Origin of the sequence: Oceanobacillus caeni (assembly GCF_042678465.1) — a bacterium.
Classification (GTDB): domain Bacteria; phylum Bacillota; class Bacilli; order Bacillales; family Amphibacillaceae; genus Oceanobacillus; species Oceanobacillus caeni.
Genome location: NZ_JBHTKV010000001.1, coordinates 152,338 through 166,397 on the forward strand (window position 1 = coordinate 152,338; position 14,060 = coordinate 166,397).

Genomic DNA, 14,060 nt, shown 5'->3' on the forward strand with positions numbered 1-14,060 from the left:
ACCTCACTTATTCTGAAATATCTTTTTCAAGTTCAATCATTTGGGTTAATCGATCTGAAAATTCTTCTGCAGCATTTACACCCATATTTTTCAATCGGAAATTCATTGCTGCCACTTCGATAATTACAGCAAGATTTCGGCCCGGACGTACTGGTATCGTTACCTTAGGTAAATCTACGTCCATTATTCTCATTTTATCCTCATCTAAACCGAGTCTGTCGTACTGTTTCTTATCATCCCAAATTTCCAAATTGACGGCTAAAGCAATCTTTTTATAATTACGGACTGCCCCGGCTCCAAATAAGGTCATGACATTTATAATTCCCAATCCACGTATTTCGAGCATATGTTCAATTAATGGTGGAGAAGTTCCAACTAAGGTGTCATAATCTTCCTGTCTAATTTCTACACTATCATCTGCAACTAAACGGTGGCCCCTCTTAACCAATTCAAGGGCAGTTTCACTTTTTCCAACACCGCTTTGTCCAGTAATGAGTACACCTACCCCATAAATATCAACTAAAACACCGTGTACGGCTGTAAATGGTGCAAATTTTGCTTCCAAATAGTTTGTTAACCGACTGGTGACCCTAGTCGTTTTTCTAGGCGAAAGTAAAATAGGTACTCCTGCATGATCTGCAGCTTTGATTAACTCCTCTGGAACTTTCATACCACGGGAAATGACAATACATGGAGTAATGTCTGTACATAATTTTTCTGCTCGGTCTTTTCTCTGTTCAGGTGACAATTCAAGAAAATATGTCATTTCTGTCTTTCCAATAAGCTGTAAACGCTCTTTAGGATAATATTTAAAATAGCCAGTCATTTCGATTCCTGGACGAGATATGTCGCTTGTAATAATTTCTCTATGTATACCATCTTCCCCTGCAACTAGAGTTAGATTAAAATTATCCAGTAGATCTTTTGTGCGTACTATTGCACCCATTCAGGTAGCCTCCTTCAATAATAACTGCTAATATTATAGCATAAAAAAATATAGGCAATACACCTACTAGATTTTTTTGATTAAAACTAGCACACGCGATTGGGCTAGGCGATTACCTTAGTTGCGCTTTACAAATCTTTACGGTGGGACGGTTAATTGGATCCCAGGACAAGAAGTTCATTATAACTTCTTGCTAAAAAAAGAAACCTAACATAAGTAGGTTCCTTTATTCTTAAAACTTCCATATATAAAATCTTTCTATTCCCATGTTCTGTTTTGCAATTTCTTTCAAATCAATATTGGCACTTGCTTCGTCTCTTCGTTGCCCTAGAACACCTTGTGCTTGAGAAGCATGTGCGAATATTGCATCGATTTTCTTATCAAAAATAGCCGTTATATCATTTTCGATTTCAGGCTTTCCTAGTACCTCTTCATAATCATTGGATATAGCTTGAGCCCAAACGGTTGGTCGATCTTCAGGATTCATTAGGCGAACAGCTTCAATGGCAGCTGCACCTAATGCATTATGATCCGGGTGAACTGCATAGTCTGGATAATGCGTGATAACTAGACTAGGCTTAATTTTATCTAAATATGACTTTAAATCTAATGCAATTTGGTTTCGGTCTTCGAATTCAATTGTTTTATCGCGGTAACCTAACATTTCTAAATTCATATCCAGAACTTCACATGCATCTATTAGTTCTTTTTTTCTAATTTCAGGTAATGTCTCGCGGTTTGCAAATATAGGGGATCCCATATTTCTTCCCATTTCTCCAAGTGTTCCACATAAGTATGTAACGGGCACACCTTCTTCTCGAAATTTTGCAATGGTCCCTGCTGCTCCAAATGATTCATCATCTGGATGTGGGTAAATAACAACAACGTGTTTTTCCATAGTTAACGTTCCTTCCTTCACTTAATAGCTAAATGGTGTTTCACTAATCTGTAGGGAAACCATTAAACGTCCTTCTCTATCATGACCGGCCATTAATAATTTAGAATCTTCATGAATGGTCCAATCCGTTAGACCTTCTGCATAAATCCATCCCATTTCCATTTTAAGACCGACACGATATGACTTTCCATTTCCTACAATTTTCGCTTGGTTAAAGGAAACTTTCGCATTTCGTATGTATGCACCAACATTGTATGCTTTTTTATTAATATGACTCGCGTATGCACCATTTGTTGTTTCCAAATGGACATATACTTCTTTATTTTTAAATCCATCTATTATTTTTTGAACTTTTTCCAATTCAATTGGTTTCATTTTTGTTCCTCCAATTCTTTCTCTTTTTAACTGTAACGGAAGAACAAAATACAGTCAAAAATTTGGTTTGTTTAAAATAGATTGTAGCCCGAAATACACTCCTCGTTCTTAAGGATCATATATTCGGGCTGTTTGGTGCTTCCACTTTTATTTCGTACTAATTTTCTCTTTTTCGGTAATTAGTTCTTCCATACGTTTTTGGTCTCTTTCTAGTACTGTTTTAAGGTACTGACCGGTATAAGAAATATCAGATGCCTCTGCAATTTCCTCTGGTGTTCCAGTTGCAATAATTTGCCCACCACGATCTCCACCTTCAGGGCCTAAGTCAATAATATGATCGGCACATTTAATAACATCCAGATTGTGTTCAATAATTAAGATGGAATCCCCGTTTTCTACGATGCGTTGTAAAACAGATAGTAGTCGCTTAATATCATCAACATGTAAACCTGTTGTAGGTTCATCTAAGATATAGAAAGTTTTACCTGTTGATCGTTTATGGAGTTCACTTGCTAACTTCACACGTTGGGCTTCTCCACCAGATAACGTAGTTGCAGGTTGTCCTAATTGAACATACCCCAATCCAACATCAACTAATGTTTGGAGTTTTCGTTTGATTTTGGGGATAGGTGCAAAAAATTCCAATGCTTCCTCAATTCGCATATCCAAAACGTCTGAAATACTTTTTCCTTTATATTGCACTTCTAATGTTTCACGATTGTATCGTTTCCCATGACAAACCTCACAAGGAACGTAAACATCTGGTAAGAAGTGCATCTCAATTTTAATAATTCCGTCTCCTCGGCAAGCTTCACAACGCCCACCTTTAACATTAAAACTGAATCGTCCTTTTTTATAACCTCTTACTTTTGCTTCATTTGTTTGTGCATACACATCACGAATATCGTCAAAAACCCCCGTATATGTTGCTGGGTTGGAACGTGGTGTTCTTCCTATCGGTGACTGGTCAATATTAATCACTTTATCAAGATTATCTAATCCCTTGATTTCCTTATGTTCCCCGGCTTTTATATTGGCTCTGTTCAATTCTTTCGCTAGCGATTTATAAATAATTTCATTTACCAATGTACTCTTACCTGAACCTGAAACTCCGGTAACTACGGTCATTAATCCGATCGGTATTTTTGCAGATACATTTTTCAAATTATTCTCTGACGCACCAATAACTTCAAGTTTTCGTTTATCTCCTTTTCTCCTGCTCGTAGGAAGTGGGATAAACTTTTCTCCTGATAAATATTTACCAGTAAGTGAATTTTCGTGTTTCATTACGTTTTCCGGTGTATCACTTGCTATGACTTGACCACCATATTCCCCAGCTCCAGGGCCTATATCGATTAACCAATCCGCAGCAAGCATGGTATCTTCATCATGCTCTACTACGATTAACGTATTATCTAAATCACGCATCTGTTTTAACGTACTTATAAGACGGTCGTTGTCTCTTTGATGTAATCCAATAGATGGTTCGTCTAGCACATATAACACTCCGGTTAATGCGGATCCAATTTGAGTAGCTAATCGAATACGTTGTGCTTCTCCACCAGATAAAGTACCTGCAGCACGAGACATCGTTAAATAATCCAATCCTACATTGACAAGGAACAATAAACGATTATTAATTTCTTTTAAAATCATTTTTGCAATTTGTTTTTCTTTCTCCGTGAAATCTACTTTCTTAAAGAATTCCGTTGCTTCCTTGATAGAATAATCGGTTATATTGCTAATATGTAACCCATTAATTAATACCGCTAATGCTTCTTGTTTCAATCGGTGTCCTTTACATTTAGGACATTTTTTTTCCGTCATATATTTCTGTAGTGTATCCCTTGTAAAGTCAGAGCTCGTTTCTTTGTAACGTCTCGCAATGTTGTTCATAACACCTTCAAAGTAAATATCGGTATCCCTAATGTTTCCAAATTCACCTTCATAGTGGAAATGAATTTTTTCAGTTCCACTTCCATATAACACTTTATCCATTTGTTCTTTTAGCAAATCTTTTACTGGGGTATCCATGTCAATATTATAATGCTTGCAAACACTTTTCAGTAATTGTGGATAGTATTGTGAACTAATAGGTTCCCAAGCAACAATCGCATTTTCATTTAATGTTTTATTCCAATCAGGGATTACTAAATCGATGTCTACTTCTAGTTTTGTACCAAGTCCATCACAAGCAGTACAAGCACCAAATGGACTATTGAATGAAAATAAACGTGGTTCTAATTCTCCAATGGAAAAACCACAAATAGGGCAGGCATGATTTTCACTAAAAGTTAATTCTTCTTCTCCAATCACATCAACAATGATTTTTCCTTCACCCAATTTCAATGCTGTTTCAATGGAATCACTCAATCTTCCTTCTATACCTGGTTTTACAACTACACGATCAATAACCACTTCAATCGAATGCTTTTTGTTTTTTTCCAGTGCTATGTCTTCTGTTACTTCACGCATTTCTTTGTCTACACGAATTCGGACATAGCCTTCTTTTTTCAACTTCTCTAGAACTTTTTTATGTTCACCTTTTTTTCCAGAAATAACCGGAGCAAGGATCTGCATTTTGGTTCGCTCTGGATACTCTATGATTCGATCAACCATTTGTTGAACAGTTTGTGATGCTATTTCGATTCCGTGTTTTGGGCATGTTGGGTGCCCCACTCTAGCAAATAAAAGACGTAAATAGTCATAAATCTCTGTAACTGTTCCAACCGTTGACCTTGGATTACGACTTGTAGTTTTTTGATCTATTGCAATTGCTGGGGATAAACCTTCAATCGAATCGACATCTGGTTTATCCATTTGGCCTAAAAACTGTCTTGCATAGGCAGATAGGGATTCAACATATCGACGTTGGCCTTCTGCATAGATTGTATCGAAAGCGAGCGAAGATTTTCCCGAACCAGATAATCCTGTAACCACTACAAGTTGATTTTTCGGGATATTAATATCAATGTTTTTTAAATTATTGGCCCTTGCTCCCTTTATTTGTATCGTTTTATTCGTAGACATATTTGAAATCACGCTCCCGCTTTCAGCTCAAAAATAATATCACGGAGTTCAGCAGCTTTTTCGAAATCAAGCGCTTTTGCTGCCTCTTTCATTTCCTTTTCCATTTGTTCAAGCACTTTTTCCTTTTCCTTCTTCGGTAACTTCTCTATTGCTTTAGACTTACTATCATATTTTTCGGTATCCTCTGCAACCATTGTTGCACGAATCACATCACGTACTTCTTTCTTAATCGTTTTTGGTACGATGTTATGTTCCTCATTATATGCCATCTGTTTTTCCCGACGTCGCCCAGTTTCATCAATTGCTTTCTGCATCGAATCCGTTATTTTATCTGCATACATAATAACTTCTCCATTTGCATTACGTGCCGCACGACCAATTGTTTGGATTAAGGATCGTTCAGAACGAAGGAATCCTTCTTTGTCCGCATCTAAGATAGCAACTAACGAAACTTCTGGAATATCAAGTCCTTCACGAAGTAAGTTAATTCCAATTAGTACATCATATTTTCCTATTCGTAAATCACGTATGATCTCAATTCGCTCTAATGTCTTAATTTCTGAATGTAAGTAGGCAACCTTCATCCCGATTTCTTTCAAATAATCGGTTAAATCCTCTGACATCTTTTTCGTTAAAGTTGTTACAAGGACACGTTCATTTTTATCAATTCGTTGATTTATCTCCTTAATTAAATTATCAATTTGTCCTTCAATTGGACGTACCTCTATTTTCGGATCCAATAATCCGGTTGGGCGAATTATTTGCTCCGTCATTTCTGGAGAATGTTCTAACTCATATGGCCCAGGTGTTGCAGAAACATAAACAAGTTGATGTGTTTTCTCTTCAAATTCCTCGAATTTTAAAGGACGGTTATCCAAAGCAGATGGTAAACGAAAACCGTGATCCACAAGTACTTGTTTTCTAGCTTGGTCCCCATTATACATTCCCCTTATTTGCGGCAACGTAACATGGGATTCATCAATAACAACTAGGAAATCCTCTGGAAAATAATCGAGCAATGTATATGGTGTTGCACCTGCTTCTCTTAAAGTCAAATGCCTAGAATAGTTTTCAATCCCTGAACAAAAACCCATTTCCCGCATCATTTCTAAATCATAATGGGTACGTTGTTCTAGCCTCTGTGCTTCTAATAGTTTGTTGTCATCGCGTAATTCTTTCAATCTTTCTTCTAACTCTTTTTCAATATTAGCTATAGCCAATTTCATTTTTTCTTCTCTCGTAACGAAGTGGGAAGCAGGGAAAATAGCAATATGTTCTCTATCACCAACTATTTCTCCCGTTAAAGCATCAACTTCTCTAATTCGGTCTATTTCATCCCCAAAGAACTCAACACGAATACAATGTTCTTCTCTAGATGCAGGAATAATTTCAACCGAATCCCCCCGAACCCGAAATGTTCCGCGCCCGAACTCAATATCATTCCTAGCGTATTGAATATCCACTAATTCTCGGAGCAATTGATCACGATCTTTTTCCATCCCCATACGAAGGGAAAGTACTTGACTACGGTATTCTTCTGGTGAGCCTAAACCATATATACAAGACACACTTGCTACTATTAATACATCATTTCTTTCAAAAAGAGACGATGTGGCAGAGTGCCGTAATTTATCTATTTCATCATTAATACTTGCATCTTTTTCAATAAATGTATCTGTCGAAGGGACATATGCCTCAGGTTGATAATAATCATAGTAGCTAACAAAATACTCCACTGCATTATTGGGGAAAAACTCCTTAAATTCACTATATAATTGTCCTGCAAGTGTTTTATTGTGAGCAATCACTAATGTTGGACGATTAATTTCTTTTATTACATTGGACATCGTAAATGTTTTACCAGTACCTGTTGCACCTAATAAAGTTTGGTGTCGTTGACCAGCCAACACTTTTTCCGTTATTTCTTTAATTGCATTTGGTTGGTCCCCTGCTGGTTTATACTTAGATACTAATTCAAACTTATTATTATCCAAAATGTCCGCCTCCGTTCTTCTTTCCCTATATTCTATCATATCTGCTTCATATTTTAACATAGCACGAACAAATATTCGATTCATAAGTATTAACGCTTTACTATTTTATCCATAATTTGCAGGGAAAATAAGGAGACAATGAGGACAGAGGTACTTTACGGGAATTTGGATCTGCCTCTCCCTTCTTTGTTTCCCTGAAGCTTGTGGTGAGGGTCTTACTTAAATGAGATAAATTAACATTTTAGCCAACGAGCCCCATGTATCAAAAAAAGACCCCTATCCACGATAGAAGTCTAATAGCATGAAGAGCTTTAGCAGGCTCTTAAGCTATTCATTAATTTACCTTTTTCATCTTTTCTTTGTGAGGTTTCTCAGAAAATAATAATCCCAATTCATGATGTTCCCCTTCATAATAGGCGCCCTGTACAAACCTTACTTCTTTGTTATCATCTAAAACATCTAATTTAAAGTAGGCTCCACTATTTTGTAAGGCTAGATAAAATTGATGAACATTATTTACCTTAATTCCGTTTACCTTTGCGATGATTTCTCCGACTAGAACTCCACTTCGTTCAGCGGGAGTACCAGGAATAACACTTACAATTTTAAGCCCAGCATTTTCTGGATGGAAATAAGGTAATCTTACTTTATCGCCGTATCTATAACGATAATGAATATATTCTTTTCCTAAAATGGCTACAATTAATGCAACAAAGGACAACCAATGTATGAAGATTCCACCTACTGCAATGGCAACAATCCCAAATCCTAGTAACATAATATATTTCGAAAGTTTCTCCGCGGCTTGTTTTGGCATGTGGCCTTTTGCAATATAGTCAAACCCAATAATAAAAGGAATAAGTACGATGCCAAAACTTTGATCACCTAAAGAAACAACTGGCCAGTAAGGCTCAATAGGAAAAATATTGCCAGTAGGAATTAGCATAAAAAATGGAATGACAGCCATTCTTTTTAATCGGTGCTGACCTACCCAAATTCCTCGTCTACTTAATGATAGGCTTGGAAAAGTTCGATTTCGTTTTATGCTTTTAATTAAAATCGCCTCTACAATTAAAAATAAACCTAATAAAATAGATAATACGGTAAAGTTTGTTTCCATTGTAAAGGACATACCGAATAACTCTAAGTCTTTCGATACGAATGGCAAAAATAAAAACAATAAGTAAGTAATACCTATCGTGTATATCGGTGAAAGCAGCGTAAAGCGCATTGTTATACTTAATAGAATAGTTAATATACATAGTAAAATGATAGTCTCATAGTTAATAACCATACCTGTCCCTAAAGTAATAACCGAAATGATTATACCAGAAACAATTGCAATCAAGTGCGTGCCTTTCCATTCAGAAAAAATATCAAAAACTTTAGAACCGAAATCAAGGCGTTCATCTTTAATGCGTTTATAGCCAGAAAAAACAACTAATAAAATAGACCAATATACAAGAGGATTTAAGAAGAACCTTCCAATTCCTTTTAACACTTCCATGAACCAATCTTCTATCAAGTTCATCACCTTCCAACAAGATGCATTTAAAAATATATTCGATTAAGGAGACTTCCATCCGTGGAGGGTTTCCTTCATCCCCACTAATGGTTAGTCGCACTTATCGGACCATTACGGACAGTTGATCTCCCACCTACTTCTTTGTTTCCCCAAAATCTTGAGGTAGGATAAATAAATGTATTTTCTGCATCATACTCTAATTGAAGTATAACAAAAAAATGAAATAAAATCCGTGGTTTCCCACGGATTTTATTTTCTAACATTATTTATATATTTCTTCTAATGCCTTTTTCAATTGTTGATCATCTTCACCATTTCGAATATGTTCTATTACTTTAGCTTCAATAAGACCTGCAGTATTCTCATCGACCTTTCCTGTTGCATCCAATTTATTGTCTGCTTGGAACTGTTTCACTGCTTTTTCCGTTTCCTTATTGAAGTAACCATCTGTACGACTTGTATCATAACCTAACCCACTCAACATTGTTTGCATATTTCCAATTGCTTCATTGGTTTGATCGTATTGTAAAGGTTTTTCAAGTGAAATTGGATTCGTATAATAATAATCAGGTTGACTTACATCGATAGTTGGTTCTACCCCAACTTCATTGATCCATTTACCTTTTGGAGACAGCCATTTGTTTGTAGTAAGTTTTAAAGAACTTCCATCTCCAAGAGGAATAGCTTGTTGAACCGTTCCTTTACCATAACTAGTATGACCAACTATATCATAACCTAATTCCTTCATCGCTACGGCCAATATTTCCGAAGCAGACGCACTACCTTCATCAATTAAGACACTAATTGGATAAGATTTTTTCTCATCAAGATTAGAGTAATATGGCTCTTTATTACCATTTGCATCCTCAATCTGAATATATGGGATATCTTTCGGTACGAATAAGGATAATATTTCCTCAATTACATTTAGGAGTCCTCCAGGATTACCTCTAACGTCAATGATTAAACCTTCTATCCCTTTATCTTCCAACGTATCCAATTGTTCTTTAAATTCGGTATATGTATGCTCAGAAAAATTCGTAATCTCGATTATACCTGTTTTCTTCCCATCGACCGTTTCTATTTTATTATATACTGTTTCAACCGGGATTTCATCACGAGTTATCGTCAAATCAAAAGGATCTTTAGCCCCAGCACGTCTTATTTCTAGTACTACTTTTGATCCTTTTTCTCCGCGAATTTTAGCTACAGCTTCATTTAGATTTAATCCTTCTAAGCTTTCCCCATCAACGGAAAGCACTTCATCATTCGGTCGCATTCCCGCTTTTTCTGCTGGGGAATCCTTTATAGGCGCTACAATCGTAACAACACCATTTACCATACTTACTTCTGCACCGATACCTTCAAAGGATGATTCAATTTGTTCATTGAACTGATCCATCATTTCAACATCTAAATAAGAGCTATGTGGATCCTCTAAAGTGGCAAGCATTCCCTCAATTGCTCCCTCGGTTAACTGCTTATCATCAATATCTTCAATATAATTATCTTGAATCAGCGCAAAAGCCTGTGCTACTTTTTCCATATCCTTAGGCAATTGATCGGACTGAGCTCCTTTTTTACCGAAAAGAACAGAATCCGTAATGGATGTTTGCCCCTTACCATCATCATTCGCTTGAGCCAACTTCACACCAGTGTAAGCACCAATACCACCTAAAAGTAAAGCCCCAACTAAAATGAGGATAATATGCGAATTTTTAAGTCTCATTTTTCCACCTCAATATTTTAGTTAACTTTTAACCATTGTATAACGAACAGCTTTTCATTTTCAAACCCCTTCTTATCTGCTAAAAAAAGCATAACACGTTATATTGCATTTTACTATTAGAAAAACTATAACAAAGTAATTTCATTTATTAACGATTGCATACACTACTGGGTCTTTAAATCAGTAAATAAAAAAGAAGACACTGCTCGTGATGAGCAATGTCTTCTTTTTTATTTAAGGTAGATAGTTCATTGGATCCTTAGCGTTAGCATCGCCATTCCATCCACCTTTATGAATTTCAAAATGTAAATGTGGACCAGTTGAATGGCCAGTATTACCAGAATTACCAATTACCTGTCCAGCACTAACAACATCTCCAGATGATACAGCCATAGAACTTAAATGAGCATATAATGTTGTGTAGGTTTCACCATTTATAGAATGCGCAATTAGGATTACATTTCCATATCCATTCATCCCAGGACCATGCTCTGTATTTGTTTGAATAACAACACCAGGTGCAGCTGCTTTAACTGGAGTTCCTACTGACACAGCAAAATCTATACCTCTGTGAAGTTTACCCCATCTATGACCATAAGTAGAACTGATCGTACCTGATGTTGGCCAAGAAAACGTTCCATTTCCACCACCACTTTGTGTGGTAACTTCCGGTGTAGACTGTGATGGACTGGATGTAGAACTTGATTTAGAATCTGAACTAGATGATGAAGTATTATTATTTTCACTAGCTTGCTTCTTAGCGGCTGCAGCAGCCTCTGCTTCTTTTCTAGCCTTTTCTTCTTGCTCTCTAGCAGCTTGTTCTAATTTACCTTTTTCACTTTCTGCTATTTCCTTCGCTTTAGCGGCAGCAGCAGCTTGATTTGCCAAAATTTGTTTTTCATCTTCTATAGATATCTTATATTCCTCAAGATGATTATGTTCCTCTTCCAATTTTTCCATAATCTTTTCTTTTTGTGCTATTTGCTTATCTAAATCTTGTTTTAAAGATTCTAATTCTTTCTTCTGGGCCTCTAAGTTTGCCTTTTCAGTTTCAATTTTTTCCTTTTTATCTTCCACTTCTATTTTTGCAGCTTCTAAAGTTGCTTTATCCTTCTTTTGTTGATCCATTATTTCTTTATCAGAATCCATTATTTTATTAACAGAAATTGATCTACTAATAAAGTCTCCGAAACTTTGTGAACCAAAAATCACTTCTATGTATGGCATTTCTCCACCATTTTGTTGAATGGAACGTAATCTGTCTTTTAGTAACTTATCTCTTTTTTCGATTCTTTCTTCTAAGTCTTTAATTTCTTTCTTTAGTTCTTCGATTCGATTTGTTAAATCTTCAATTTCTTTATTCGTTGCATCTATTTGTTTCTCTTTGGCATCTATCTTATTTCTTGTATCTGTTAATTTCTGATCAATATTATTTATATCGGATTGCGTCTTGTTTTGCTCGGCTTTATTATCATTTATTTTGTTTTCCATCTCGTTTTGTTTTTTCTCTAATTCGTTCGTTTCATTTTGTTTAGTATTTTGTTCTTTCTCTAAATTCTCAATTTCCTTATTTAAATCTTCAATGGATTGTGCCGATGCTTGTTGAATCGGACTTAATGATATTACTAAGGTTCCGATTAACGCACATGATAATGCCTTCTTCATTTCAATCTTCCTTCCCCATAAAAATTAACCTTAATATGGAATTGTTAATGAAACATGATCTATGTATAATGCACTAAGCCTTATGTTCCCCTCTATTTAAATAGAGGGGATTGGCTTGAGATCTTAAAGTCTATCAAATCTTAAGGTATTTGCGAATACTCATAACACTTCCCCAAATACCAATAATGGCACCTATTGCTATAATTAGTAAGGAAAGTTGCCATGCAAATGGATTATACGGTAGTACCTCAACAAAGTTAAATGACACTTGATTTGCTACTGCATCTTCTACATAATGGTACCCCACCAAGATGAGTGCGATTGGTATAATCGAACCAAGCACACCATGAAGCATACCCTCAATAAAAAACGGCCAGCGAATAAACCAATTCGTTGCACCTACTAATTTCATAATTCCTATCTCTTTACTACGTGCCATAATAGTAATTTTAATCGTATTAGAAATGAGGAATATAGCTGTAAACACTAATGCAATAATGAGTACAACTCCAATGGTTCTTGCATACTTAGTAAACTTGAATAACTGTTCCACAACTTCTTGTCCAAAAACAACTTCCTCCACATGGTCCAAATCTTTAATTTGATCTGCAATCTTTTCCGTATCTTGTGGATTCTTTGCTCTAACAATAAAGGCATGGTTAAGTGGATTGTCCTGTTCTAATAATTTCCATGCTTCTCCTTCTTCTCCCATACCTTTAATGAGTTTATTTAACTCATCGTCATTGGAAGAGAAGAAAACCGTATCCACTCCGTTAATTTCTTCAATTTGCTTTCCTAGACTCTGTACATCTTTTTCATTCGCTGTATGATCGATTAACGTTTGAATTTCAACATCATCTTCAATGTTCTTTGCCATTTCATTTAAGTTCAAGATTAGCGCAAGAAATACTGCAACTAGAATAAGGGTAGTAGTAACGGCACCTACTGAAGCCACCGTCATCCAGCCATTACGAAAGATGTTGCTACACCCTACTCGTATATGTCTTAAAAATGTTCTAAACTTCATATCCGTATTCTCCTTGTTGTTCGTCTCTAGCGATAATTCCATCCTCAATTGCAATAACCCGCTTCTTAAATTGGTTCACAATTGATTTACTATGGGTCGCCATAATCACAGTGGTACCACCTTCGTTAATGGATTCGAAAGTTTTCAAAATATCTAGTGACGTTTCGGGATCTAAATTTCCTGTAGGCTCATCAGCAATTACAATCTTTGGACGATTTACAATGGCACGAGCAATGGATACACGTTGTTGTTCACCACCTGATAGTTCATCTGGTATCGATTTAGCTTTATTTTTTAGTCCAACAACATCTAAAACATCCATTACACGATTACGAATATTACGCGGAGATTCTTCTATTACCTCTAAGGCAAAAGCGATATTTTCATAGACTGTTAGTTTTGGAAGAAGTCTAAAGTCTTGGTATACTACGCCGATATTTCTTCGTAAATAAGGTATTTTCCTCTCCTTTAATTCCGAGAGATTAATATCATTTATAAAAATTTGGCCACTCGATGGCTTTTCTTCTCTAAAAATTAATTTAACAAATGTTGACTTCCCAGCGCCACTCGGGCCAACAACATATACAAATTCACCTTGATCTATTTTAACATTTACACCACTAAGTGCTGTTACCCCATTTGCATAGGTTTTATATACATCTTTCATTAAGATCATTTTAAAATCACCTTTATAATTTTTTGATTTTCAAATAATGTCGAAAAATATTTTTATTAGACACTCTTTTTCAACAAGTCTTTTACATTATATCATTTTTCGACGAAAAGTTTAGGTATAAAATTATTACATTTGTATTTCATTTGTAAGTAGTTGGTAATAATTGTCAGTTTATGTCTCTATGATAGGATTTTT

Annotated in this window: 10 protein-coding genes; all 10 read right to left on the reverse strand. The window is 35.7% G+C overall.

The window, feature by feature from the left end; all coding sequences use genetic code 11:
• Positions 1 to 7: 7 nt before the first annotated feature.
• The 10 genes from hprK to ftsE all read right to left on the reverse strand — a co-directional run bounded on the left by hprK (position 8) and on the right by ftsE (position 13,865).
• Positions 8 to 946, reverse strand: a complete 939-nt coding sequence (gene hprK, locus ACFQ18_RS00780; RefSeq protein WP_204797638.1) for an HPr(Ser) kinase/phosphatase — start codon at positions 944 to 946, stop codon at positions 8 to 10.
• Between the two features lie 232 nt (positions 947 to 1,178).
• Positions 1,179 to 1,844 carry a bacillithiol biosynthesis deacetylase BshB2 gene (gene bshB2, locus ACFQ18_RS00785; RefSeq protein WP_204797639.1) on the reverse strand — a complete coding sequence of 222 codons (666 nt, stop codon included), beginning with the start codon at positions 1,842 to 1,844 and terminating at the stop codon, positions 1,179 to 1,181.
• A 21-nt stretch (positions 1,845 to 1,865) separates the two neighbouring features.
• On the reverse strand, positions 1,866 to 2,219 hold the full coding sequence (locus ACFQ18_RS00790) for a YojF family protein (RefSeq protein ID WP_068673049.1): 354 nt from the start codon (positions 2,217 to 2,219) through the stop codon (positions 1,866 to 1,868).
• Positions 2,220 to 2,366: 147 nt separating this feature from the next.
• A complete protein-coding gene (gene uvrA, locus ACFQ18_RS00795) occupies positions 2,367 to 5,249 on the reverse strand; it encodes an excinuclease ABC subunit UvrA (RefSeq protein ID WP_204797640.1) in 2,883 nt (960 codons plus the stop codon).
• Positions 5,250 to 5,257: 8 nt separating this feature from the next.
• A complete protein-coding gene (gene uvrB, locus ACFQ18_RS00800) occupies positions 5,258 to 7,243 on the reverse strand; it encodes an excinuclease ABC subunit UvrB (RefSeq protein WP_379565497.1) in 1,986 nt (661 codons plus the stop codon).
• A gap of 334 nt (positions 7,244 to 7,577) precedes the next feature.
• The gene (locus tag ACFQ18_RS00805; RefSeq protein WP_204797641.1) at positions 7,578 to 8,768 is read right to left on the reverse strand and encodes a PDZ domain-containing protein; all 1,191 of its coding nucleotides are present in this window, start codon (positions 8,766 to 8,768) and stop codon (positions 7,578 to 7,580) included.
• Between the two features lie 262 nt (positions 8,769 to 9,030).
• Positions 9,031 to 10,497, reverse strand: coding sequence for a S41 family peptidase (locus ACFQ18_RS00810; protein ID WP_060668035.1), 1,467 nt, complete (start codon positions 10,495 to 10,497; stop codon positions 9,031 to 9,033).
• 234 nt (positions 10,498 to 10,731) lie between these two features.
• Positions 10,732 to 12,162, reverse strand: coding sequence for a murein hydrolase activator EnvC family protein (locus ACFQ18_RS00815; RefSeq protein ID WP_047184739.1), 1,431 nt, complete (start codon positions 12,160 to 12,162; stop codon positions 10,732 to 10,734).
• A 133-nt stretch (positions 12,163 to 12,295) separates the two neighbouring features.
• Positions 12,296 to 13,189 carry a permease-like cell division protein FtsX gene (ftsX, locus tag ACFQ18_RS00820; RefSeq protein WP_047184740.1) on the reverse strand — a complete coding sequence of 298 codons (894 nt, stop codon included), beginning with the start codon at positions 13,187 to 13,189 and terminating at the stop codon, positions 12,296 to 12,298.
• Positions 13,179 to 13,865 (reverse strand): cell division ATP-binding protein FtsE, encoded by a 687-nt coding sequence (ftsE, locus tag ACFQ18_RS00825; protein WP_204797642.1) that lies wholly within the window; start codon positions 13,863 to 13,865, stop codon positions 13,179 to 13,181. Before ftsE ends, ftsX begins: the two co-directional genes overlap by 11 nt.
• Positions 13,866 to 14,060 lie beyond the last annotated feature (195 nt).